The organism is Calditrichia bacterium (genome assembly GCA_020634975.1).
Taxonomy (GTDB): Bacteria; Calditrichota; Calditrichia; order RBG-13-44-9; family J075; genus JACKAQ01.
In genome coordinates, this window is the sequence record JACKAQ010000001.1 from 2,288,585 (window position 1) to 2,311,762 (window position 23,178).

The 23,178-nt window shown below is 47.0% G+C and carries 25 protein-coding genes; 12 read left to right on the forward strand and 13 right to left on the reverse strand.

Going from position 1 to position 23,178, the window contains the following annotated elements; genetic code table 11:
• The first annotated feature begins 60 nt into the window (after positions 1 to 60).
• The 7 genes from H6629_09245 to H6629_09275 all read left to right on the forward strand — a co-directional run bounded on the left by H6629_09245 (position 61) and on the right by H6629_09275 (position 8,031).
• Positions 61 to 1,119 (forward strand): beta-lactamase family protein, encoded by a 1,059-nt coding sequence (locus tag H6629_09245; protein ID MCB9067977.1) that lies wholly within the window; start codon positions 61 to 63, stop codon positions 1,117 to 1,119.
• Positions 1,120 to 1,255: 136 nt separating this feature from the next.
• Entirely contained in the window at positions 1,256 to 1,561 is a 306-nt protein-coding gene (locus tag H6629_09250; protein ID MCB9067978.1) for an STAS domain-containing protein, read from the forward strand.
• 138 nt (positions 1,562 to 1,699) lie between these two features.
• A complete protein-coding gene (locus H6629_09255; GenBank protein ID MCB9067979.1) occupies positions 1,700 to 3,244 on the forward strand; it encodes a right-handed parallel beta-helix repeat-containing protein in 1,545 nt (514 codons plus the stop codon).
• A 55-nt stretch (positions 3,245 to 3,299) separates the two neighbouring features.
• Positions 3,300 to 3,662 (forward strand): cupin domain-containing protein, encoded by a 363-nt coding sequence (locus tag H6629_09260; protein MCB9067980.1) that lies wholly within the window; start codon positions 3,300 to 3,302, stop codon positions 3,660 to 3,662.
• Between the two features lie 181 nt (positions 3,663 to 3,843).
• Positions 3,844 to 4,503 (forward strand): methyltransferase domain-containing protein, encoded by a 660-nt coding sequence (locus H6629_09265; GenBank protein MCB9067981.1) that lies wholly within the window; start codon positions 3,844 to 3,846, stop codon positions 4,501 to 4,503.
• 142 nt (positions 4,504 to 4,645) lie between these two features.
• The gene (locus H6629_09270; GenBank protein ID MCB9067982.1) at positions 4,646 to 7,153 is read left to right on the forward strand and encodes a response regulator; all 2,508 of its coding nucleotides are present in this window, start codon (positions 4,646 to 4,648) and stop codon (positions 7,151 to 7,153) included.
• 98 nt (positions 7,154 to 7,251) lie between these two features.
• Positions 7,252 to 8,031, forward strand: a complete 780-nt coding sequence (locus H6629_09275; GenBank protein MCB9067983.1) for a DNA alkylation repair protein — start codon at positions 7,252 to 7,254, stop codon at positions 8,029 to 8,031.
• Here the strand turns inward: H6629_09275 and H6629_09280 are convergent.
• From H6629_09280 to H6629_09295, 4 genes are all read right to left on the reverse strand, one after another.
• Positions 8,024 to 9,178: a DUF3570 domain-containing protein gene (locus H6629_09280; protein MCB9067984.1), complete on the reverse strand. Its 1,155-nt coding sequence runs from the start codon at positions 9,176 to 9,178 to the stop codon at positions 8,024 to 8,026. The genes H6629_09275 and H6629_09280 overlap by 8 nt on opposite strands.
• The gene (locus H6629_09285) at positions 9,169 to 9,387 is read right to left on the reverse strand and encodes a DUF4266 domain-containing protein (GenBank protein MCB9067985.1); all 219 of its coding nucleotides are present in this window, start codon (positions 9,385 to 9,387) and stop codon (positions 9,169 to 9,171) included. The genes H6629_09280 and H6629_09285 overlap by 10 nt, the downstream gene beginning before the upstream one ends.
• Positions 9,388 to 9,414: 27 nt before the next feature.
• The gene (locus H6629_09290; GenBank protein ID MCB9067986.1) at positions 9,415 to 10,332 is read right to left on the reverse strand and encodes an FAD:protein FMN transferase; all 918 of its coding nucleotides are present in this window, start codon (positions 10,330 to 10,332) and stop codon (positions 9,415 to 9,417) included.
• A 126-nt stretch (positions 10,333 to 10,458) separates the two neighbouring features.
• Entirely contained in the window at positions 10,459 to 10,956 is a 498-nt protein-coding gene (locus H6629_09295; GenBank protein ID MCB9067987.1) for a thioredoxin family protein, read from the reverse strand.
• A gap of 170 nt (positions 10,957 to 11,126) precedes the next feature.
• On the opposite strand from H6629_09295, the gene H6629_09300 reads away from it, so the two are divergent.
• The 4 genes from H6629_09300 (at position 11,127) to H6629_09315 (ending at position 13,476) form a co-directional block, all read left to right on the forward strand.
• Complete coding sequence (locus H6629_09300) at positions 11,127 to 11,819, forward strand: glycerophosphodiester phosphodiesterase (protein MCB9067988.1); 693 nt, start codon at positions 11,127 to 11,129, stop codon at positions 11,817 to 11,819.
• A 276-nt stretch (positions 11,820 to 12,095) separates the two neighbouring features.
• Positions 12,096 to 12,323, forward strand: coding sequence for a hypothetical protein (locus tag H6629_09305; GenBank protein MCB9067989.1), 228 nt, complete (start codon positions 12,096 to 12,098; stop codon positions 12,321 to 12,323).
• Complete coding sequence (locus H6629_09310) at positions 12,320 to 12,700, forward strand: response regulator (GenBank protein ID MCB9067990.1); 381 nt, start codon at positions 12,320 to 12,322, stop codon at positions 12,698 to 12,700. The genes H6629_09305 and H6629_09310 overlap by 4 nt, the downstream gene beginning before the upstream one ends.
• Before the next feature lie 275 nt (positions 12,701 to 12,975).
• A complete protein-coding gene (locus H6629_09315) occupies positions 12,976 to 13,476 on the forward strand; it encodes a CBS domain-containing protein (GenBank protein MCB9067991.1) in 501 nt (166 codons plus the stop codon).
• Positions 13,477 to 13,516: 40 nt separating this feature from the next.
• On the opposite strand, the gene H6629_09320 is transcribed toward H6629_09315, so the two are convergent.
• The 9 genes from H6629_09320 to H6629_09360 all read right to left on the reverse strand — a co-directional run bounded on the left by H6629_09320 (position 13,517) and on the right by H6629_09360 (position 21,598).
• Positions 13,517 to 14,395, reverse strand: coding sequence for a transglycosylase SLT domain-containing protein (locus tag H6629_09320; protein ID MCB9067992.1), 879 nt, complete (start codon positions 14,393 to 14,395; stop codon positions 13,517 to 13,519).
• 21 nt (positions 14,396 to 14,416) lie between these two features.
• Positions 14,417 to 15,487, reverse strand: coding sequence for a flagellar basal body P-ring protein FlgI (locus H6629_09325; protein ID MCB9067993.1), 1,071 nt, complete (start codon positions 15,485 to 15,487; stop codon positions 14,417 to 14,419).
• Positions 15,488 to 15,629: 142 nt separating this feature from the next.
• Positions 15,630 to 16,208 (reverse strand): flagellar basal body L-ring protein FlgH, encoded by a 579-nt coding sequence (locus tag H6629_09330; protein ID MCB9067994.1) that lies wholly within the window; start codon positions 16,206 to 16,208, stop codon positions 15,630 to 15,632.
• Between the two features lie 52 nt (positions 16,209 to 16,260).
• Positions 16,261 to 16,992 carry a flagellar basal body P-ring formation protein FlgA gene (gene flgA, locus H6629_09335; protein MCB9067995.1) on the reverse strand — a complete coding sequence of 244 codons (732 nt, stop codon included), beginning with the start codon at positions 16,990 to 16,992 and terminating at the stop codon, positions 16,261 to 16,263.
• Complete coding sequence (flgG, locus tag H6629_09340; GenBank protein ID MCB9067996.1) at positions 16,992 to 17,777, reverse strand: flagellar basal-body rod protein FlgG; 786 nt, start codon at positions 17,775 to 17,777, stop codon at positions 16,992 to 16,994. The genes flgA and flgG overlap by 1 nt, the downstream gene beginning before the upstream one ends.
• Positions 17,778 to 17,857: 80 nt before the next feature.
• Positions 17,858 to 18,577, reverse strand: coding sequence for a flagellar basal-body rod protein FlgF (flgF, locus tag H6629_09345; protein ID MCB9067997.1), 720 nt, complete (start codon positions 18,575 to 18,577; stop codon positions 17,858 to 17,860).
• A gap of 38 nt (positions 18,578 to 18,615) precedes the next feature.
• Positions 18,616 to 20,034 (reverse strand): HDOD domain-containing protein, encoded by a 1,419-nt coding sequence (locus H6629_09350; protein ID MCB9067998.1) that lies wholly within the window; start codon positions 20,032 to 20,034, stop codon positions 18,616 to 18,618.
• Positions 20,021 to 20,695: a hypothetical protein gene (locus H6629_09355; GenBank protein ID MCB9067999.1), complete on the reverse strand. Its 675-nt coding sequence runs from the start codon at positions 20,693 to 20,695 to the stop codon at positions 20,021 to 20,023. Before H6629_09355 ends, H6629_09350 begins: the two co-directional genes overlap by 14 nt.
• Positions 20,696 to 20,710: 15 nt before the next feature.
• Positions 20,711 to 21,598 carry an HDOD domain-containing protein gene (locus tag H6629_09360; GenBank protein ID MCB9068000.1) on the reverse strand — a complete coding sequence of 296 codons (888 nt, stop codon included), beginning with the start codon at positions 21,596 to 21,598 and terminating at the stop codon, positions 20,711 to 20,713.
• 451 nt (positions 21,599 to 22,049) lie between these two features.
• On the opposite strand from H6629_09360, the gene carA reads away from it, so the two are divergent.
• Entirely contained in the window at positions 22,050 to 23,177 is a 1,128-nt protein-coding gene (gene carA, locus H6629_09365; protein MCB9068001.1) for a glutamine-hydrolyzing carbamoyl-phosphate synthase small subunit, read from the forward strand.
• The last annotated feature ends 1 nt before the right edge of the window (position 23,178 follow it).

Here is a 23,178-nt window from a genome sequence, read left to right on the forward strand (position 1 = left end):
AGCGCCAAAATTATCAAAATGCGTGTTGAGTTTATCGGGCGCTACCCGTAAGTTCAGCGTATGAAAACACTAACAATCTTCATTTTCGGACTGATTGCAATGACTGCAATTTCCTGCACAAAAGAGCCCGCAGCACAGGTAGATGAGGTGTTTGCGGCATACACCGGCAACGTTCCCGGCGCTGCCGTGATGGTCATTCACAACGGCAAACCCGTTTTGACGAAAACCTACGGGATGGCGAATCTCGAATCGCAAACGCCAATCACGCCGCAAACCAATTTCCGGCTGGCGTCCGTGAGCAAGGCCTTTACGGCGATGTGCGTTTTGATGCTCATCGAAGATGATTACCTCACCTACGATGCCACGCTCTGCGATATTTTCCCGGATTTTCCCGAATATGGGAAGCAGATCACCATTCGCAATTTGCTGCAACACACTTCCGGGCTGATCGATTACGAAAGCCTGATGCCGGATACCGCCACCGCGCAGGTGCACGACAGCGACGCGCTGGCGATGATGATGGCGCAGGATTCAACCTATTTTGCACCGGGCAGCGATTACAGCTACAGCAACACCGGTTACGCGCTGCTGGCGATGATCGTCGAGAAAATCGGTGCGATGCCCTATCCCGAATTCCTGAAAACCCGCATTTTTGAGCCGCTCGGTATGAGCAACACGCTGGCATTTGTGAACGGCTACAATTCAGTGCCCAATCGCGCTTTCGGTTACACCGTGCATGAAGATTCCATCGAATTTACCGACCAGAGCAGCACCAGCGCCGTACTCGGCGATGGCGGCATTTACAGCTCGCTCGAAGACATGTTCAAATGGGATCAAGCATTGCTGGCCAACACGCTCGTTGGTGATTCCACGATGCAACTGGCATACACGCCCAATCTGGAAACCTACGGTTTCGGCTGGCGCATCGATGAAGTGGATGGGCATCGCCGGATCCACCATAACGGCAGCACGCGCGGGTTCCGCAACTGCTTCCAGCGATTCCCGGACGACAATTTTGCAGTGATTGTGCTCACCAACCGCAACTCACCGGAAAGTGTCCAGCCGTTGGCGGAAAAAGTGGTGGAAATTTATTGGCACTTATTGAAGGATAATGGATAAAGGGTAAAGGATAAAGGGTAAAGGGTAAAGGGTAAAGGATAAAGGATAAGGTAGGGGCGAACGGTGTTCGCCCAAAAAAACAAAAACCATCGCGCACATCGCGCCTTTGCGGCAAAAAAAATTCCCCGGAGCAACAATGAAAATTGATTTCGAAATCAACGGCAACACGATGCACATTTCGTTTCACGGCGATATTTTGTATGCCGAAACGATCGACCTCAGCGGATTTTTCGACAAACGGCTGGCGGAATCGTTCGATGAAGCCGTGCTCGATTTTTCGGATGTCACCGGCATCACCAGTTCTGCCATCGGCGCGGTCATCGATTTTCACGGCAAATTGAAGAAAAAAAGCCGCAGCATGCGCATCTCCGGAATGAGCGACAAAGCCTACACCGTCTTCAAATATTTCAAGCTCGACGAATTGTTTCCCATCGAAAAATAATCGCATTTTGAAAAATATTAACCGCAGAGTGCGCAAAGGCCGCAGAGGAATTTGCCGGAATTCTTTGCGATCGCTGCGCACTCTGCGGTTAATTCTATTGTAACGTTGTTTTATCGAATCAAAATGATGAGGTTTGTTTTGAATATGCAAATTGTTGTAAATAATCGATTTATTATAAAATTTTTGATGGCAATTGCGATGCTGAATGCACCGCTGTTCGCGGATTACATTACGCCGGGAACCGGTGTCCATTTCACGGCGGATAGCCTGGTTGCAAATGCCGGCGGTGCGGTTACCGGCGCAAACGGGAGCTATCTGGTGAATGAAACCGTGCAGGTGCAAACCGGCGATACGCTCACGCTGCTGCCCGGCGATACGCTTATTTTTACCGACACATCCGGCAGTGCGGAGCTGCACATCAACGGCGCGCTGTTCGCCATTGGCACGGAAACGGATTCGATTATCATCACTTCGCAAAACCAGAATTACGGCGATTTTTACGGGCTGATTTTCCGCGATACGGACAGCGGCTCCGCGTTCGAGATGAATTATTGCCGCATCGAATACGCCAAACGCGCGATCGATGTGGTGAGCGCCGATGTGCTGGTGGAAAACAGCGTCATTCGCCGCACCAGCGAAGTTGCCATCGATTTATTTGGTACGAACAGCGTGTTCCGCAACTGCCTGATCACCGAAAATCGCCAGCGCGCAGTAACGATGACCGTGAACTCATCACCGACTATCGAAGGTTGCACATTCACCGAAAACAATTTCGAAAATGCCAGCCCTTACACCATTATTTCCATAGGTTTACAGGGCGAAAATTCCCCGGTGCTTCGCAACAACCACATCATTGGCGGATACGACAAAAGCGGCGGTATTTCCATTTGGAATACCTCCAACGCACTCATTGAAGGCAACACCATCGAAAATTGCGGTTACGGGATTTTGTGTTATCAGGTGAACGCCAATCCGCTAATCAAAAACAATATTATTCGCAATAACAACATCAATCCCGATACGCTGCTGTGGGGATTCGGCATCGCCAGCAACGGTACCAACGCGCCGATTATCACCGGTAACGAAATTTCCGGGCATTTTTTCGGCGTGGCAATCATCAACGGCGGGCAGCCGAACTTAGGCAATGTGGACAATCCGGACACAACCGACGACGGCAACAATTATTTTCTCGGTAACGGCATTGGCAATAATCGCTACGAATTGTTCAACAATAATGCGCTGCCGATTGTGGCGCAAAACAACTGGTGGGGCACCGCAGACCCGGACAGCATCGAGGATCGCATTGTGCATCAGGTGGATGACAGCGGCTACGGATTGGTGAGTTTCACACCGTATATTTCGGAAATCACCGCTGTCGATCCGGTGGAAAATGCTGTTTTGCCCGATGAACTGACGCTGCTGCCGGCGTATCCGAATCCATTCAACCCGGAAACGCGACTACGTTTTTCGTTGCCCAAATCCGCTGATGTTACCATTCAAATTTTTGATGTAACCGGCAGAAAAATCAATACCTTGCTGGCGCAGCAAGTGAAGGCGGGAGCGCACGAAATTCGTTGGAACGCTACCAACGAATCCGGCGCAGCGGTGAGCAGCGGCATCTATTTTTACAGCATCCGGGCGAATGCGCAAATCAAATCTGGCAAACTGGTACTATTGCGATAAACCAATGGCGCACGGTACCGATGTGTCTAATGTTAAAACCAATTTCGAGACAATCATGATATATAATTCAATAAATCTCAAAGAAAAACTTGCAAAAATTGATGCGCAGTGGTCGCCGAAAATCATCGCGCAAATGAACGATTACCACTTCAAACTGGCGAAAATACAGGGTGAATTTGTCTGGCACAGCCATGCGGAAACCGACGAAACGTTCATCGTTTTGCACGGCGAATTGACCATCCGTTTCCGCGATGGCGAAGTGCAGCTCCGCGAAGGCGAGATGTTCGTTGTGCCGAAAACAGTGGAGCATCTGCCGGTGGCGGCGGAGGAATGCCACATTATGCTGATTGAACCTGCCGGAACGGTGAATACCGGCGACGCCGGCGGCGAGCGCACCAAAGCTGCGGAGTGGTTGTAACCTTTACTGATAGTAAAAAATTCGGGTATTCAAAAAACATTTTTGGGAGAAAATTCAGGAGATTCCTGCATTCGCAGGAATGACAATTTAACAAACATTTTTTTATTCGTGCACACTGCGGCTCTATGGCAAATATCAGTTAATAAAAACAGGAACTTTTATGAACATTTTGATTACGGGAATGATTGCAGTGCTGCTGTTTGCAGCGTGCATGCATGACAAACATGAACATCCTGCACACGAAGCCAGTGGATCGGCAAATGATCACATGCACAAATCATCATTTGAGGAACTGGTGCAGCGTTTCGAATCACCGGAGCGCGATGCCTATCAGCAGCCGGAGAAAGTGCTCGAATACATCGGCGATGTGTCCGGCAAAAAAATATTGGACATCGGCGCGGGTACCGGATATTTCACATTCCGGCTGGCGAAAGCGGGCGCGAGCGTCATCGCCGGGGATGTGGATGACGATTTCCAGAATTACATCCGTGAAAAAGTCGAAAAAGAGGGACTCGATTCGCTGAACATCTCGCTGCGAAAATTGCCGTACGACAGCCCGTCGCTGGCACCGGCGGAAGTGGATATCGCAATTATCGTGAATACTTATCACCACATCGAAAATCGCACCGCGTATTTCGCAGAAGTATTGGCGGGATTGAAACCCGGCGGCGAGCTGATCGTGATCGATTTTTTCAAAAAAGAGATGCCGTTTGGTCCGCCGGTTGAAAAGAAAATCACCGAGGCGCAGGTGCGGGAGGAGTTGGCAGCGGCGGGATTTTCTCAATTTGAGATCGAAACGGAGTTGCTGGAATATCAATACATCATCCGCGCAAAGCGCTGATAAACCCATATTGAGCTGCTCAAATGAGAGGTAACCTTCAATTTATTATTGAAATTGTCGAGAATGAGAGAGACAATTGTAATATGGATTCATAATTTTTAAAACAAAAGCAAAGCAAAACTTTCGCTGAAAATTGAGCATCATGGAAAATTTTCTGGCTACCTCTCTCGAAATAAAAAAGATACGTATTCTCACTTTTGTTGCAGCAATACTAACGATTGTTATGGGGCTTTTGTATCATTACACGATGCCCGAAATTAACGATCCTGTTGAAGCTCGCGTGTTTTTAATACTCTTATCAATAAGCGCATTTGGGCTTTCGTTCAATAAACGATTTTCCCAACACTATTTAATCCCCTTTACCTACCTTTATATTTTTCTGTTAAACGCCATTCTAATGACGCTTAAAGGAAACGATCTGGATGTATCTGAAGTGCGACTGGGATTTGTTATCCAGTTTTTGGCATGTACGGTTGTAATAAAACGGGCTTCTCATCTTACTGTTTTTTCTGCACTTACTATTTTACTGCTTTTGTTTAACGGGTTGTTTGTTAATGGACAGATATTTCAACATTTGCATTTATCAAGCATGATTTTGATTGTTACCGCTCCTGCTGCCGTTGCCATGTATGTTAGGGACAAGCATATGAGCGATTTACGGAATACCACAAAAGCGCTGGAAGAGAATGAGAAAAAATTCCGGGCGCTTTCCGAAGCTTCACCGGCAGCAATATTTATTCACCGTGGGAAAAACTATTTATATGTAAATTCTGAATTTGAACATCTGTCCGGTTATACTCGAGAAGAACTTTTTGAAATGCCATTTTGGGAGCTGATCCATCCGGAAATGCGCGAGTTGATTAAAAATAGAGGTTTATCCCGTCTGAATAATTCTTCCAATGCCCCACCACAATATGAATTAATGGTGCAGCCAAAAAATGGGTCTGTCGTATGGGTTTCGCTAAAAATAGTTGAAATTGAATACGAAGGAGAACCCGCTGTTTTGGGAACCGCATTTGATATAACCAACCATATGCGCATGGAAAATGAATTGATAAAAGCCAAAAATGATGCGGAAGCAGCGTCTCAGGCTAAAAGTGCATTTGTAGCAACCATGAGCCATGAAATTCGCACACCGATGAATGGCATTATGGGAATGACCAGTCTGTTACTGGAAACCAAACTGGATAATGAACAGCGGGAATTTTCCAACACTGTGCGAAATTCAGCAGACGCATTGCTGGCAATCGTAAACGATATTCTGGATTTTTCCAAAATCGAAGCCGGGAAGATGGAGCTGGAGTATATCGATTTCGATTTACGCACAATGCTGGATGATATTGTAGATTTGCTCTCTTTTAAAGCTCAGGAAAAAGGAATCAATTTTTTCTGTACGCTTCAACCGGGACTTGATGGATATGTTAACGGCGATCCGGGGCGGCTGCGACAAGTATTGATCAATTTGGCGAACAACGCCATCAAATTTACAGAAAAAGGCGAAGTGACCATATTCGGGGATTTGATTGAAAAAACGGATTCAGAGCTGCGATTTTTGTTTACGGTAAAAGATACCGGCATCGGTATCTCGAGCGATGCACAAGACAAACTTTTTCAATCTTTTTCACAGATCGATGCTTCCACCACTCGCAAATATGGGGGAACCGGGCTGGGTTTGGCAATTTCCAAACAGTTGGTGGAGCTGATGGGCGGTGAAATTACAATGGAAAGCATAGAAGGGAGGGGCTCCATTTTCCGGTTTAATGTGGTGCTTGGCACCCCCAAAAATGTGCCTGCGCAACCAAACCATTTTCATGTGGACCTTAAAGATAAACGGCTTTTGGTGATTGAAGATCACCCCACCAATCGGCGAATATTACGGTTGCAATTGGAAAGCTGGGGTTGCGCCGTTGCCGAAGCTGCAAATGGAGAGGAAGCCTTGCAAATTCTTCGTCAGTCCACAATGGATGGCAAGCCGTTTGATATAGCCATACTTGACATGCAGATGCCCGGCATGAGTGGTGAAAAATTAGGTAAGAAAATAAAGGAAGATACACTCATAAATGATTTGGCGCTGATTTTATTCACATCTGTTGGTCAGCGTGGCGATGCACAGGCAATGCAAAATATCGGTTTCCGGGCATATTTAACCAAGCCGCTAAAGCAATGGCAGCTCCATGACGTTTTGGTTACGATTCTTGGTCAGAGCAACGCAGCGGTTGATAATGTAACCATACTCACACGACACTCAATTGCCGAGCAACATCGCCGCAAATTGCATGTGCTGTTGGCAGAAGACAATGTTGTAAATCAAAAGGTCGCGTCGCGAATGCTGGAAAAACTGGGCTGCCGCGTTGATTGTGCCACAAATGGAAAAGAAGCTGTTACGGCAGTAAAATCAATTCCTTACGATCTGGTTTTTATGGATATGCAAATGCCTGAAATGGACGGTTTGGAAGCCACGCGGATCATTCGGTCATTGGATACCACAATCAGCGGAATCCCCATCATCGCATTGACAGCGAATGCCATGAAAAGCGACAGAGATCGCTGCATTGATGCTGGCATGAACGATTATCTCAGCAAACCGGTGAAAAAGCCGGAATTGGCAGATATTATGCAAAAATGGGTGCTAAATAAGCAAGATACTTAAATTTGTGCAGCCAAAAGTTTTTTGTATTTCATCATGAAAACCAAATGATTAAATTTTTGTCGTTTGAGCAAAAAATGTAAAAAAAACCCATCGTAAATATGACATACACACCGCTGAAGTATTATTTCGGGAAAGATTTGGCTGAGCTGTTAAGTAGCAAAATTACAGCCATCTATCCGTCCTTTGACGCTAAAGATTTCATTGAAACTGTTGCGAAGCGAGTTGATCCGCTGGAGCTGAAAGCGCGGGTTGAAGTCATTTCGGACGGGCTGCGGGAACATCTGCCGCAACCGTTTGACGCGGCGATTGACATTTTGCTGCAAATCATCGGGCCGCCAAATCCCAACGAAACTGGCATGTTCAACGAAGGTTACTGGCTGATGCCGGTCGCATTTTTTGTGGAAAAATATGGGATAGATCACTTCGAAACGTCCATGCGAGCAATTTACGAAATTACTCAGCGCAACACCGGTGAATACGCCATCCGTCCGTTCATCGAAAAATATCCCGAACAAACGCTGTGCGTGATGCATCAGTGGTCAACAGATGCCAGTTTTCACGTGCGGCGGCTGGCCAGCGAGGGTGCGCGTCCGCGATTGCCGTGGGCAAAAAAGCTGGATATGTTTATCGCCGATCCCATACCAGTGCTGCCGATTCTGGAAAATCTCAACCGCGATCCGAGCAAGTTTGTCCAAAAATCAGTGGCGAATCATCTCAACGATATTTTGAAAGACAATTACGAAACCGGCATGCGCGTGCTGCGCAAATGGAGCGAACATCCTGCGCCGGAGACGAAATGGATCATCAAACACGCGCTGCGCAACCAGAAAAAACTGGAAAACCCGGAAGCGCTGGCGCTGCTCGATTCGCTCACTTAATGATAAACGAAACGCCCATTCCCACCGAAAACGCGCTCAAACCATCCGACCGGTCGTAAACGGAGAAACGAAAATCCAGCCGTTTCATGAGCAGCGAGCCGAAATCCGCAACGCCGAAAACCGGGTAATAGCGCAGCCCGAGACCCACTTTGTGACTGTCAAAATCCGATAAATCGTGGTCCGATGTGTAAAATTCATCGCCCGGATTGTGCGTACCAAAAGGCTGGTAATAATCCGCTGCACTCTGTTTGTGGTAGCGATAAAACGGCGTAATCGACACGCTTTGGTTGATGGCAACCGGCAGTTCAATTTCTGCAGTATTCGCCTGAATCCCGAAATCATCCCAGTAAAATCGATAATAGAGCCGCGAAATCAACCAGTCGTTGACGTAATAATTCAGCCTTGCACCAACCGGAATTTTGAGACGGCTGTCCGGCAGTTTTTCCACTCGCGGTCGCGTTTCGCCGGTAAAATAAACCCGGTGAAACGGTGTGGACAGCAACCCGGATTGATACACAACATCGCTCATCAGCGATAGTTGCGCCCGTTGCGAAAGCACTTGCGAATAGCTTGCGGATATATTGTAAGTCCGGCGATTTCCGTCACTTAGCCAATCAGTTCCGTTGCGCAATTCGATCGGGTAAATGAGCTGAGCGCGATCAAAAAACATTCTTCCGCTGAGCGCGAGTTCGCGATTGTCATCCGCCGAAGCGGTCGCCCATTTCCCGCCGAATGAAAACGAGGTGTAGTCGAATTCCGCCGATCCGCCGAGCAAAAATCCGTAGCTGCCGTTGCCCGATGCGTTGTTGATCGTGTAATCGACGTTCGCATATGCCCGCGCATCGCTGCCGGATGCGCCGCTGCGAATCGGGTCGATATTATCCGATGACGCCGACGAATAAAAATCGACGCCGGTTGCCACATTCAGGCTATTGTTGCCGATTGGCACATTCACGATGATCATCGGCGCGGTATCGTGCAGTTTTTCCGTGCCGTTGCCGCCGGTCACTGCCGCATGATCGCCGTCCTGTTGGTAATAATTCACCAGAAAATCAACTTCAATTTCTTTCGATTGATGACTGTTTTGCGCGAGCAAAAATCCGTTCAGCACAAACAATCCAATCACCCAAAAGTGCTTCAGTTGCATCCGCAGCCTCCACCCACTTTTCCGCCGTTTGCGCCGGAAGCGCCTTCGCGATAGGTTTCAAAATTATGCTCGTAAGTTTGTATTTTTTGGGCGCTTAACTTCATGTCTTCCTGATTCAGGTGTGCTTTTTGATACGGTTTGACCGATGCGCAACTGCTTAGCATTGTCCCGAGTGCGCACAAAATGAGGAACGATTTAATCCATTTCATTCGTCAAATTCCTTCACAATATGATAGTTAATGAGGCGTTGATGCCGTCTTTGTGTAATTCAAATGCAAATTTTTTGAGGTGAAAATCTGGTCGTTATCGTTGATGAGCAGGCATTCGATGCCGGCCAACCGGTCTATCAGCGCGACACCGTCCGCTTCGCCGAGGATGAACACCGAGGTCGCCAGCGCGTCTGCCAGCTCTGCATCCGGGCAAACGATGGTCACGCTTTTCGTGCCGGAAACCGGCATGCCGGTTTTGGGGTGAATGATGTGGCTGTAACGTTTCCCGTCAAATTCCACAAATTTTTCGTAATTGCCTGAGGTAACCACCGCCGTATTGGAAATTTGCAACCAGCCGATGGTTTTGGTTTTGTCTTTTGGATCGGTGATGCCGATTTCCCACGGCTCACCATTTGCCCGAACGCCCCACGCATTCAGGTCACCGCCCGCGTTCACCACGCCATTTTCGATGCCCAATTCCAGCATCACGGCTTTGGCCTTGTTGGCTGCGTAACCTTTGCCGATGGCGCCGAAACCGATTTTCATCCCGCTGTTGCGGAGAAAAACAGTCGATGCTGCGTCATCCAGAATAATGTTTTTGTAATTGATTTTGCTGACAGATGCTGCCATTTCGGCAGCGGTGGGCAGGTGCGTCATCGATCCGTCAAATTTCCAGATTTTATCGACGGATGCGAAAGAGATGTCAAAAATACCATCTGTGAGTTGCGATACTTTTTTGCTGCGGCGAATCAGCTCGAACAATTCGCGATCCACTTTCACCGGGCGAATACCGGCGTTGCGGTTAATTTCGCTGGTTTGCGATGCCGCATCCCACGATGAAATCAGCTGTTCGATGCGTTCGATTTCCGCAATTGCCGCGTTGATACCGCGCCACGCCAGCGCCGCATCCGCAGAAACCGCGACAATCTCGAACCGCGAACCCATCAATTTCAGCACTTTTTCATGTGCTTCCGGCTGCTGCGCAACAATTGATCCGGTAAATAAAATTGCAGCCCAAAAAAGGCATAAAAATCTTATTTTCAATAGCTTACTGCTCTATTTTCGATGGTGTTAATTGCCGGTTTTTCCGGCATTTTTGGTGATCTCTTTCAATTGATTTACATATTCATCTGGTGTTTGGCGGTCGTAACCGGACAATTCCCCAATCTTTTCGCCATCTTTATCGATCAAAGCCACCAACGGGAAAGCGCCGCCGGCATTGTATCTTTCCGCCATCGCTTCGTTGTGTTTCTTTTCGTCTTCCGGCAGTTGGTTTTTTTTCTTTGCGGGGAAATCCAGTTGCACAATCACCAATTTTTCCGATGCGTATTTTTTGAAGGTATCCGAAGTCAAAATCTTCTTTTTCAACATGATACATGGCTTGCACCAATCCGATCCGCTAAAATAGGCCAGCACCAATTTACCGTCTTTTCCGGCGGATTCCATAGCTTTATCCATATTGGTGAACCAACCCGGCTCAACAGTTTCCTTTTCCTGCGCGAAACCCGTTGCCAAAAATCCCAACAGCACCAATCCAAACAGCGATCGAAAAATACTTTTTTGAACCAATTTTTGTCTCCCTTTGAACGAATTTTTGATTAATTTTATTGAACCTTTAAAGCGTTTACAAATTAGAATTGCGTTAGAGCAAATCGATAGTTTAGCGAACGTTATAAAGTTTTACTTTCTATCGATAAATAATACTTTCTGAATTTACAAAAGTTCGAAAGGAAAAGGGGATGAATTTGCCACTGATTATCGGGCATCGCGGAGCCGCCGGACACGCGCCGGAAAATACGCTGCTGGCTGTTGAAAAAGGCATTCAGCTTGGCGCAGGAATGATTGAAATTGACGTTTACGCGGTTGAAAATGAGCTAGTTGTCATTCACGATGAAACGTTGGAACGCACCACTAACGGCAGTGGCTATGTGATGGATCGCTCGCTCAGCTATTTGCGGTCGCTGGATGCCGGCGCCGGGCAGAAAATCCCTTTTTTGCATGAAGTGATAGATCTTGTGGATCGCCGCGTTGGCGTGAACATCGAATTGAAAGGTCCCGGCACAGCCGAACCGGTTGCAAAGCTGATTCGTGATTATATTGATAGCGGATGGGAGTATTCGCAGTTTCTCGTTTCCTCGTTCGATCACCGTGAATTGCAAAAAATACAATTGATCGATAAAAACATCCCGATTGGCATTCTAATTTACGGAGCGCCATTGTATTTTTTGCAATTTTCGCATCTATTGAATGCTTTTTCTGTTCATTTCAGTATGGATTTTATCGATCAAAACCTGGTTGACGCCGCCCGATCGCAAAATTTTCGCGCCTATGTTTATACGGTCAACGCACTTTCAGAATTTGAACGGCTCCATTCGCTGCAAATTGACGGTATTTTCAGCGACTTTCCGGATATTTTCACAAATCTGAAGTAAAACGGGTGATTTGTAGAAAATTCTACAAATCACCATAGTATTTTTAAGCTTACCCCCCAAAAAAATCATAGTTAAGCCCTCAAAATCTTCTCTCCTTTTGTCAAAATTGCATTTTTTGCAAGTTTGCAAATAGCGCCGATTGTATTTTCTGCAATTATCGATCTTGTGATTTTTTAAAATAAAAACATATAAGTTATTGTAAATATGTAGTTTATATGTAAATCGTGTGATTTGGCATGATACTTGTCTCTAATAATGCCGAAAGGGAAACACGAAATGAACGCAGAAGTAAACATGTTACAAACAAGCATCGGACTTAAAAGAGAATTTACGACAGACGGCGATGCTTATTTTGTGCTGGAAATCGGAATGGATCCGGAAACCCGGGTTTCGATTGTCGAGCCGGACATGAATACGCTGCTGACCAACCTTCCCGAATACCTGACAACAATTATTCAAACACAAATTTTAATCGACCAACCTGCCAAGGAGGATGCTCAATGAAAGTATTGGTGTGTGAAACCAGCAAGGATCGTGCAAAACTGATCAGCGATTTGTTAGAAGACTACCGTTATAAAATTCACGTGAACTTCAAAGGTGATGAAATTCTGTCCGACGTTCAGGATCTGAAGCCTTCACTGATTATCGTGAATGCCAATGTTAAACCCGATTCCGGTGTGAGCATTTTGGAAAAGCTGAAAGCTGATCCGCGTTATGCCAAAATCCCGGTTATTTTCATCTCGAATTTCACCTCTACCGAACTGCCGGAAAAAGTGAAAGCTTTCCAGAATGTGGATTATTTGGTTGAGCCGTTCAAAATCAAAAATTTCCGCCACATTGTTGAGCGTTGGGTCAATTTTCGCAGCCTCTACGTCAATTAATCCGGACGAAGATTCTCAAAACGTCCCGTTTTAAAAAAATAAAAAATCAAATGTTGCGGCTTTTCTCTATTGCCAATTAGGCACCGATAGAGAAAAAGCCGCATTTTTTTTGCACCCGCCAAATACCCGTTGACAAGCCAATTATTTTAGCCTATCTTGAAATTAGGTTAACAGCTACTTTATTTTTATACAATACTCGACCATTTGCCAATTCTCAATTCGAATCGACTCTTTGCAGTTGCAGACTTCTTTACCCATAACAGGAGGAATTATCTATGACCACTGCTGAAGAAATTTTGAATGAAAAAGGCGCCTATATGCATAGCGTCTCGCCGGATACGTCGATATTTGACGCGCTTCAATTAATGATTTCGAAGCGTATCGGGGCGATTCTGGTGAAGGAGGGCCATGAAATTGTTGGCATATGGACCGAGCGGGATTTGATGCATAATACTGTAAAAGATGGTTTTACGTGTCAAAATGCTCGCATCGGAGATTATATGACCACCAAGCTGGTTTCCGTTCCGCATACCGCAAGCATCTGGGAATTGAAGGATATGTTTCTCGGTCGTCGTTTGCGACATTTGTTGATTGAGCGGGATGAAAAATATATCGGTTTGCTGTCTGTTGGTGATGTGACGCGTGCCAGCCTGCAGGAACAGGCTGACCAGTTGAAAGAATTGAACGATATGGTTCATTTGGATTATTACGATGAATGGCGCTGGAAAAAGAAGTTGAAGCGTCGTGTGAAATTAAGTGAAACCACTGCAGAATAAACATTTATATCTTCGGCGTGCTGAATCCCCGGCACGCCGTTTATTTTTCCACCCCAGAAAATTGTTGCTGATACCGCTGCACCCGTTCAATATATTTCCGGGTTTCCGGAAATGGCGGAACACCATTGTGTTTGCGAACATTGCCCGGACCGGCGTTGTAACCGGCGAGCGCCAGTTCTTCATTGCCATCATAAGAACGCAGCAAGCGCGAGAGGTATTTCGCCCCGCCGTCGATGTTTTCCGCCGGATCGAACGAATTCTTCACTTTTAGCCAATCCGCTGTGCCGTCCATTAATTGCATCAAGCCTTTGGCGCCTTTGTGCGAAACCGCCTGCGGGTTGCCCGCAGATTCTGCAGCGATGACCGCTTTCAACAAATTTTCATCCACATTATATTTGCGGGATGCCGCTTCGATTTCCGGCTGAAATGAAGCAATTCGTAGATTTAGCGGCATATCCAAATATTTGTTTTCATTTGGTTTCGTCAAATTTGCGTCGATTGGTTTGAATGATGTTGTTGCTGATGCCGAAATTTCGCTATCGACAGATTTGGGGAGTTTTAATCGCGGCAGCTCCAAATGGCGTTCGGGCGTTGTGATTTTTGCGAGCTCCGAAGTGCCGGCAAGTTGCTGCATCATTGCCTCCGAAATGCCCAGATTACTGCTGGTGGCAATTTGTTTGGACAATTCCTGATCGAACATCGATTCCATAATTTCGCCGCCCAAACCGGATTCTGTCAAACCGGATTTCATGATGGTCTGACGCATGGTTTTCAGCATCAGATTTACAAAAATCGCCTCAAAATCGTTGGCGGCTTTTTGCATCGCTTCCGCACTGCGACCGTTTTTCGGCATATCCGCGGTTGGGTTTGCCAGCAGCGCATCGTTGGTTGATATCGTAAATTTGCTAAAATCAGACATTTTCAATCACCCCTTTTTGGATTACATCACCACAATTTCGGCTTTCAGGGAGCCGGCAATTTTCAGCGCCTGCAGCACAGCAATAATATCGCGCGGCATAATGCCGATGTTGTTGAGCGCCTGGGCAACTTCCTGAACGGTGGTTACATTGTCGATGGTGACAACCTGGCCTTCATCCTGATAAACCGTTGCCTGCGAGTTGGGAATTACGGTAGTTTGTCCCTGCGAAAAGGGTGCCGGCTGCGAAACAATTGGATTGGAGCGAATTTCCACGCTCAAATTGCCGTGCGCGATAGCTGCGGGCATGATGGCAACTGTTCCGCCTATGACGATGGTTCCGGTGCGTTCGTTGATGACCACTTTTGCGGAAACATCCGGCGTTACGGTGAGTTGCTCCATTTCCGCCAAAAACGCGTATGTGCCGCCGGGACGGCGATAATTGCCCGGTAATTGAACGCCGATGGCATACGGACTGGTTGGCAATGCCGTGTTAGCGCCAAATTTGCGATTGAGCGCTTCCACAACCCGTTGGGTGGTGGTCAAATCTTTTTCGATGAGCGAAAAATTCAGGTTTTCACCAGTGGGAAAATCGCCTTCGAGATCAATTTTCAGTGCGGCGCCCTGCGGGATTCGCCCAACCAGTGTGTGGTTTTGGCGAACGCCGCCACCGCCGCTGGTTTCTACGGAAAATCCGCCGACGGTCAACGGACCTTGTGCCATTGCGATGACCGTGCCGTCTGCTTTTGACAGCGGCGTCATGATCAGTACGCCGCCTTCCAGCGTTTTGGCATCGCCAACGGACGATACAGTGATGTCAATTAAATCACCGCGACGTGCGTATGAAGGCACATCTGCGGTGAGCATCACAGCAGCAACGTTACGCGGCTTGACACTTTCTACCGGAACGGTTACGCCAAATTTCTGGAGCATGTTCACAACCGATTGGGTGGTGAACTGGCTGCGCTTGCTATCGCCGGTGCCGTTTAAACCGATGACCAATCCATATCCGATGAGCTGATGCCGCTCAATACCTTGCAGTCGCATCATATCTTTTAATCGCACTTGTGCGGTCGCATTTATGGAAAATCCCATAAAAAATACGCACGCCAAAAGTGCTGAAAATATTGGACTTGGCGCATTTTTCTTTTGGAGCCACCGGCTTAATATTTCAATTATACGGGTTAACATTTTATTCTACCACCTTCCAAAAATCCTTTTTTTCAAACCTCACCAACTAAAACAACCATTGCAAAAAACGGGTGATAACACCGGGCTTTTGCGCCCGGGCAACCTCGCCTTTGCCTTTGTAAATGATGTGTGCATCGTAAATATTGTAGGAAAAAACCGTGTTATCCGCCATGATGTCTTCCGGGCGGACAGCGCCTTCCAGCGAGTAAACTTCTTTTTCGTTGTTGGTTTCGACAACGCGTTTGCCTTCGATGACGTAATCGCCGGCGTCGTTTACACCAACAATTCGTGCGGCAATTTTGGCACGCAGCGAGCCTTTACGAGAGGTGCGCGCATCGCCTTTAAAATCATTTTGCGTTTTGCCGTTGATGCCAAACTCCGGCAAAAATTGCAACATGCCGGTGCCTTTTTCGATGCCGACGTTGTTGGTTGTCTGCTTTTTGGACTCGGTTTTTGCTTCGTTGCTGGCTTGCGAAAACTCCATTACCAGAACGGTGATGCCTTTGCCAACTTTGTTGGCTTTATTGTCCGTAAACAGGCTCATACTTTTGCCCATATCCTGCTGGGCGTTTGCCGCGATGCTGACGAGTAACAGCGCGATGCTCAAAAATTGTGTTTTTTTCATACCGTAAAACCTCAAAAATATTTGTTCAACTATTTGTTATCATTCGGTTTAGCTATGGAATTAATGCTGCTGTCGTTTCCGATTCGATGCGAGCGCGATAGCGTTTTCTGCCATCTGCACCCATGCACCAAATTTCCTCGCCGGCGCCGCCATCCTGCTGCGCGCGCGCCTGCAACTCCACCTGAATGGCGCCCGTATCGTATCGCAGTGTGATCAGATCGCCACGGGCAACCAGCGGAATTGCTTCGATCATTTCTGTGGTGAGAATGGCGCCGTTGCGCACAAACCGGCGGGTTTGCTGATTCGCCAGCGATGCATCGGCCAGCAGCGGATCGCCGGAAACGGCGGTAATTTCTTCTTCTGCGATGGTAAACTGCTGCGGGTTAAGCGGCGTTTTGGATGAGATATTCTCATTGGAAACAAATACTTGCGCAAATACGCGAACTCGCAGCGAATAACTCAATCGCCGGATCACGCGACCGTTGTGATAGGCTTCGATACGCACGATGGTCTGGCTGCGCGGCAACGAATTTCTGCCGTAATGCACGGCAATCGAATCGATATCCTGCCCGATTTTCCACACCGGAATATCGCTGATCCATTCGGTTTCGAAACGCGCCGGTTGGTTGATGTAACAGCTTTCGAGAAACGCATTGATTTTTTGGCGAATTTCGTGCTGTCCGACAATCACCGATTCAGTTTGTGCGAAAACCGCGCTGCCAATCAGCAAAGCGGTTAGGCAGAAAGCCAGCAAGTTGCTGTATTTATTGAAAATCCGCTTCATTACTTCAGACGGTTTTCGATGTCATACATTTCTTCGGCGGTGCGAATGGCTTTGGAGTTGATTTCGTATGCGCGCTGTGCGGCGATCATCGCAACCATTTCTTCGACAACATCCACGTTGGATGCTTCCAGAAATCCCTGCGCCAGCGATCCCAAACCTTCGGTGCCGGGAATGCCGGAAAACGGCGTGCCGGAAGCTGCAGTTTCGCGATAGAGGTTATGCCCCATCGATTCCAAACCGGCGGGGTTGATGAATCGCGCCAGCTCCAGTTGCCCGATTTGCGAAAACTGGGTTTCGCCAAAACTGAGCACTTCTACCTGCCCGTCGGCACGAATGACGATTTGTTGTGCATCTTCGGGAATCGTTAACTCCGGTTCAACCACATAACCGTCTGTAGTTACGATTAATCCGTCCGACGAGATTTTCAGCGCGCCATCGCGGGTGTATGCAGCGTTGCCGTCCGGCATGCGCACCATCATAAATCCGTCACCCTGAATGGCGATATCCAGCGGATTTTCCGTTACGGTAATTGCCCCTTGCGCAAAACTTTTATTTGTGGCAACCGCGCGGGAGCCGTTGCCCAATTGCAACGGAACAGGACGATTTTGGGCGCCTTCGGTGGGTTCACCGGCATCGCGGATGCTTTCGTACAGCAAATCCTGAAAATTGATGGCGCTTTTTTTGAATCCGGTGGTGTTTACGTTGGCGAGATTGTTCGCAATTACATCGATGTATAGCTTTTGGGCTTGCATGCCCGATGCCGCTACATATAGCACTTTATCCATGTCAGAACCTCCAGTTCTTAAAAAATGTTGCGTCCAGCCGGGCGAATGCTACGCCCTTTATGTCAAATAATAATAGTCGCTTACGGGCGACCGGTCTGGTTGATCAACTTGTCCAGCGTGTTGTCTTGTGTGTTGATCACTTTTTGTCCCAGTTCGTATTCCCGGTTAATTTCGATCATATTCACCATTTCCATCACCGGGTCCACGTTGCTCAATTCCAGATATCCGGCCCTAAGATCAATTTCTTCGTTAGGTAAATCGGTGGCTCCGGCGGTTCCCGCTTTAAAATAGGCATCGCCAATGCGTTCCAGTTGCTGCGGATCTTCGAATGTAGCGATGCGCAAACGACCGACACTTTGCCCATCCACGATAATTTCGCCTTTTTCGTTGAAGCGCACTTCGCCGCCGGCAATCTGAATTTCACCGCCGTCTGTCACAACGCTGTGACCGTCGATGGTGACCAAACGTCCTTCGCCATCCAGTTGAAAACTGCCGTTACGGGAAAAATATTCGCCGTCTTCCCCCTGAATCACAAAAAAACCTTCGCCGTTGATGGCGACATCCAGCGGATTATCGGTGCGTTGCATGGTTCCGAGGCTGAAATCCACGTTGGAGCTGCCGGGCAGCCGATTGGCATCGGCTTCGCCAGTATCGGCAAGCGCTTCGGCCAGTTTGTGGAAGAAAACACCATCTTTTTTGTACCCGACGGTGTTGATATTTGCGAGATTATTTGTGGAAACATCCAACCGGCGTTGCTGGATAATCATCCCTGTTTTATTGAGATAAATACTGTTAATCATGCTCACACTATCCTTTGTGTTGCGTCTATCCCTAAAAATTATTCGACAAAACGGAAGAGGCGACCGACATATTCGCTGGCAACTTCCAGAAAATATTGTTCGTTATCGCCATATTGGCCGTCCTGAAAACAGCCAACTACCATTACGCCAGAAAATGAGTTACCCGTTACTATCGGCACACCTAAAAATGAGTTAACCACTTTTTCTGTAATTTTTGAATTTCTTTCCGCATTGCTGATGAGCAGGGGTTTTTTATTTTGCATGATCCAGCGAACCGCGCCTTTTCCGCGCCGGAAATTGATCATATCCAATGCGCTGGTGGGGTCGCCGTGAGTGAAAATCGGTTCCAGTTTGAATGCATCTGCATTCCAGCGGTAAATGCTCAACAGATCCATCCGGATGTTGGATTGCAGCGCCATGCGCATTTTTACGAATGCGTCGATCCACGAAAGTTGTTTTTCTTCGAGATTGTGTTGCAGCTCGGCGAATCCGTTGATCAGGTTTTCAACGATATCTTTCAGCGATGCCAGTTGAACCTTGCCCGTGTTGCGTTCGGATTCTTCCTGATACAGGTAGGTGTCTGCTTCTTCGATGGGCATATTCAAAATGTTGATCATGTCATCCAGCGGGAAAGTTGCCATTCTGGGATAAACTTTCACAGCTTCCAACCATATCGGGTCTTCTTCAATGGCATCGAAATTCGGTACGGGATGAAGGCTGAATCCCCACAAGTTGGTGATTTTATCTGCGAGATAAACAATTGCCCGAAGCGGGTGTTCACGCACATCTTTTGGTGTAACATCGTGGTGGTGGAGCATCACATCGGAAACTTCAGTTGGCAAATGCCAGCGTTTGGCCAGCCAATAACCGGCTTCCGTATGGGTAAAATTGAGCTGTTCCATTTCCGCATCATACAGCGATGATTGGTTTGTTTCGCTATATTCAAACACCGTTTGGTAAAGCTCGTTAAAGAAAATACATAAAATCAATCGACCAAAATCGTGCAGCAATCCGGATGTAAATTCAACATTATCGAAACTTATGCCGATATGCTTGCGGATAGCCGAAGCTGTTCTGGCTGTCCCTGATGAGTGTTTCCAAAATTTATCGAAACTAAAATACGGCGATTCTTTCATGTTCTGGAACATGCTGAGAATGCTCAATTCGACAACCAGATTGTAAATTTCGGTTAACCCTAACATTACAATAGCTTGCTGAATATTATTCACTTCTCTGGAAAGGTTGTAATATCCGCTGTTTACGCGTTGCAAAATTTTGGCAACAATCGGCGGATCTTCTTCAATTGCACGCCGCACAGAAACGATCGATGCATTCGGATCGCTCAACAACTTGTCCAGCTTAAAATATACACTGGGCATTGTGGGCACATTATCGATGCTTTTTAGCGTGTTCCAAATTTCGATGCGGGTTTTTGAATCTAGTTTACTTGTCGGCATAAATCATTTTCTCCACAGAATTAATCAATTGGGTAAATAAATCGTCATAAAGCGCGCTGCGCATTTCCTGGCGTTCTGTGGCCATTACTGCCAGCGATGGATCGGAAGGATCGTAATCGATAACTTGCAGATTGCCGCGTCGCTTTTTTTGGGTCAGCACGCGTCGGATATCGACCCAGCGTTTTTCCTGCGTATCGTATAGCCTAAATTCCAGCTCTGCCACAATTTTCAGGGAGGGTGCATACAGCATAAACGGCACAACAGAGCCTTTTGCGGTTCGTTCAACTTCCCGGAGGAATACGCCGGTTAAAATCCAACGTGGTAAATTGTTTGATGAAGTGATTGCGCCGGCGGTACTGTCTGTTTTGCTGGAATCTGTATTGGTTTGGATTTGCGGCATATCGAAATTTGCCATTTCGTCCAGAATGAGCAATTGGGAATTTTCCTGAACGGGGATAATCCGGAAACGCCCGCTTTGGTGCAGGCTGCGAAACAACCGCTGGTTGAGTTCTTCCGGAAAGCGGGTCATTTTGTCCGATGCGAATGGTACAATGCCCAGCGAAACCGGATTTTTTGCTGGTAGCCGGTGTCCGCCACAGGCTGTGAGGAGCATTGCCAACAGCATCGGCACTATTTTTTTATGGTTCAGTATGCCTTTCATGGTCGCAATCTTCGGTTAAATACTGATCAATTTGCCGATGGATGCGTTGCGATCCATTTCAGAATTAAGTTCTGTCAAAAATTCTTCCAGATCAAAATTTGCACAATCAGGATATGCTTTTGTCAACGTTCTCCAGGATGGTAATTTTTGTAAACTGGAAACATTTCCGTTGTTATCGGGGAATTCCCAATATTTTGCCAATTGATTTGCCAAATTGATCATGCTTACCATTTCGCGATAATCCGGTGCTTGATCCGGTATGTGGTGGTATTGGATCGACATAACAATCGAACCCGGGAAATTCCAACGTTCCAGCAGCGCCGCGCCGATATCCGCATGGGTGCAATCCATGTGCTTTTTCTCAATTTCAACATATGAGCCGCCATTGCGCTTGGCATCTTCAACAATCGCTTTAAAGCGATCGCCAAAAAACTGGTCCATCACAATTTTGCCGAGATCGTGAATTAATCCGGTGACAAATTCTTCGCCGTTAAAATTGATGTTGAGGGTTGCGCATAATTTGCGGGCAATTTGTGCCGTCGCAATGGAATGCCGCCAAAACTGATCCCGATTGAAATACGGATTGGGTTTTAGTTGGGCAAATGTGCTATACAGGCTAATGGCAATCACAATGTTTGAAACCTGCTTTAGTCCCAACAGCACCAGCGCACGCTGCACACTTTCCACTTTTCCTACTGCGCCCCACAGTGGCGAGTTGGCTATTTTGAGAATTTTGACGGTTATCGACGGGTCTTTTTCGATGACGGCTGCAATTTTGCGCATCGAAGAATTTTGACTGCGCATAACTTCGAGAATTTCCGTGGCAATGTGCGGAAGCGTTGCAACGCTGTCAATTTGGTCTAATTTGGTATCAATTTCGCGAGGTACTTTCACAAACTTCATATTCTATCCCTGAATTTGAGTCTCATAATTCTTTCTTTACTTCCATTTTGTTAACTGAATTGATTAACGACCATTTTTAAGGGATGATTAGCATTTTCTGTATTTGTGCGGTCCAATTTTTTGATGTTATTTAGGTTGGATAGTATCGCTCTTTCGGCGTTTCAAAACGTAATTCTACTCTCCATGCGGGTTAGGTAAAAATTGAAAATTTTCAAAAAAATTAAAAAGGCCTTAAAATTCCCACTAAATGTGGTTATTTTTATCGATGAACAAACAGGTAAGTCAATGAGCATCGCACGCAGCAGAAAAATTTTTATATTTCATGAATGGGGCGCATTCAGTGATGCCGCATTGCCTGTACAATATATTTCGCGAGTGTATTAATTTTCCCCTTTCCCAAAGGGGATTTTTTTTGTCTGTTCCCGGAAACAAAATGATGAGGTATATATAAATGTTACAAACAGCAGATTTACCGGATATTGCAGAAAGCGACATTTACCGCCCGGACAACCGGATCGCCGGACGGCTGGTGCTGGAAGACGGCACCGTTTTTGACGGTTGGGCATTTGGGCATCCGGCATCCATTGCTGGCGAGGTAGTGTTTAATACGGGCATGGCCGGTTACCCGGATACGCTGACCGATCCATCCTATCGCGGGCAAATTTTGACGTTAACTTACCCATTGATCGGTAATTACGGTGTGCCTTCCAGCCGGAAAACCGGTAATCTAAACCTCAATTTCGAATCGAACCGCATTCAGGTTCAGGCGCTGGTTGTGTCCGATTATTCGCTGGAATACAGCCACTGGAACGCTGCCCGCAGCTTATCAGATTGGTTGAAAAGCGAAAAAATTCCTGCAATCACCGGGATCGACACCCGTTCGCTTACCCAAATTTTGCGCGAAAAAGGTGCCATGCTCGGCAAAATAGAATTCGGTGACGAAACCATCAGTTTTTACAATCCCAACCTGCTCAATCTAGTTGCGGAAACCAGCATCGATAAACCCGTGGTTTACGGCGAAGCCGCCAAACGCGTTGTGCTCATCGATTGCGGAGCGAAACACAATATTCTGCACAACCTGCTTTCGCGCGATGTTCAGGTATTGCGTGTGCCGTGGGATTACGATTTATCCGGCGAAAATTTTGACGGGCTGATGATTTCCAACGGTCCCGGGGATCCCAAAACCTGCCGCGCAACAGTAGAAACCATTCGCGGCGTGATGGCGCGGGATATTCCCGTTTTCGGCATTTGCATGGGGCACCAACTGCTTTCGCTGGCTGCCGGCGCAAACACCTACAAATTGAAATACGGACATCGCAGCCAAAACCAGCCGGTCATCGATGTGAAATCCGGGCGTTGTTTAATTACTTCGCAAAATCACGGCTTTGCCGTGGATGACCAAAATTTGCCCGATGAATGGGAAACCTGGTTTGTGAACCTGAATGACAACACCAACGAAGGCATCAGCCACAAAAGTAAGCCGTTCCGCAGTGTGCAATTTCACCCGGAAGCAGCGCCCGGCCCGGTCGATGCAGATTATTTGTTCGATGATTTTATTCGGATTGTCAACAATATGTAGG

What these genes read in the sequence shown, in the direction of transcription:
- H6629_09245 (MCB9067977.1), top strand. Translation starts at nt 61, where the DNA reads ATGAAAACACTAACAATCTTCATTTTCGGACTGATTGCAATGACTGCA.
- H6629_09250 (MCB9067978.1), top strand. Translation starts at nt 1,256, where the DNA reads ATGAAAATTGATTTCGAAATCAACGGCAACACGATGCACATTTCGTTT.
- H6629_09260 (MCB9067980.1), top strand. Translation starts at nt 3,300, where the DNA reads ATGATATATAATTCAATAAATCTCAAAGAAAAACTTGCAAAAATTGAT.
- H6629_09265 (MCB9067981.1), top strand. Translation starts at nt 3,844, where the DNA reads ATGATTGCAGTGCTGCTGTTTGCAGCGTGCATGCATGACAAACATGAA.
- H6629_09270 (MCB9067982.1), top strand. Translation starts at nt 4,646, where the DNA reads ATGGAAAATTTTCTGGCTACCTCTCTCGAAATAAAAAAGATACGTATT.
- H6629_09275 (MCB9067983.1), top strand. Translation starts at nt 7,252, where the DNA reads ATGACATACACACCGCTGAAGTATTATTTCGGGAAAGATTTGGCTGAG.
- H6629_09280 (MCB9067984.1), bottom strand. Translation starts at nt 9,178, where the DNA reads ATGCAACTGAAGCACTTTTGGGTGATTGGATTGTTTGTGCTGAACGGA.
- H6629_09285 (MCB9067985.1), bottom strand. Translation starts at nt 9,387, where the DNA reads ATGAAATGGATTAAATCGTTCCTCATTTTGTGCGCACTCGGGACAATG.
- H6629_09290 (MCB9067986.1), bottom strand. Translation starts at nt 10,332, where the DNA reads ATGGGTTCGCGGTTCGAGATTGTCGCGGTTTCTGCGGATGCGGCGCTG.
- H6629_09300 (MCB9067988.1), top strand. Translation starts at nt 11,127, where the DNA reads ATGAATTTGCCACTGATTATCGGGCATCGCGGAGCCGCCGGACACGCG.
- H6629_09305 (MCB9067989.1), top strand. Translation starts at nt 12,096, where the DNA reads ATGAACGCAGAAGTAAACATGTTACAAACAAGCATCGGACTTAAAAGA.
- H6629_09310 (MCB9067990.1), top strand. Translation starts at nt 12,320, where the DNA reads ATGAAAGTATTGGTGTGTGAAACCAGCAAGGATCGTGCAAAACTGATC.
- H6629_09315 (MCB9067991.1), top strand. Translation starts at nt 12,976, where the DNA reads ATGACCACTGCTGAAGAAATTTTGAATGAAAAAGGCGCCTATATGCAT.
- H6629_09320 (MCB9067992.1), bottom strand. Translation starts at nt 14,395, where the DNA reads ATGTCTGATTTTAGCAAATTTACGATATCAACCAACGATGCGCTGCTG.
- H6629_09325 (MCB9067993.1), bottom strand. Translation starts at nt 15,487, where the DNA reads ATGGGATTTTCCATAAATGCGACCGCACAAGTGCGATTAAAAGATATG.
- H6629_09330 (MCB9067994.1), bottom strand. Translation starts at nt 16,208, where the DNA reads ATGAAAAAAACACAATTTTTGAGCATCGCGCTGTTACTCGTCAGCATC.
- flgA (MCB9067995.1), bottom strand. Translation starts at nt 16,992, where the DNA reads ATGAAGCGGATTTTCAATAAATACAGCAACTTGCTGGCTTTCTGCCTA.
- flgG (MCB9067996.1), bottom strand. Translation starts at nt 17,777, where the DNA reads ATGGATAAAGTGCTATATGTAGCGGCATCGGGCATGCAAGCCCAAAAG.
- flgF (MCB9067997.1), bottom strand. Translation starts at nt 18,577, where the DNA reads ATGATTAACAGTATTTATCTCAATAAAACAGGGATGATTATCCAGCAA.
- H6629_09350 (MCB9067998.1), bottom strand. Translation starts at nt 20,034, where the DNA reads ATGCCGACAAGTAAACTAGATTCAAAAACCCGCATCGAAATTTGGAAC.
- H6629_09355 (MCB9067999.1), bottom strand. Translation starts at nt 20,695, where the DNA reads ATGAAAGGCATACTGAACCATAAAAAAATAGTGCCGATGCTGTTGGCA.
- H6629_09360 (MCB9068000.1), bottom strand. Translation starts at nt 21,598, where the DNA reads ATGAAGTTTGTGAAAGTACCTCGCGAAATTGATACCAAATTAGACCAA.
- carA (MCB9068001.1), top strand. Translation starts at nt 22,050, where the DNA reads ATGTTACAAACAGCAGATTTACCGGATATTGCAGAAAGCGACATTTAC.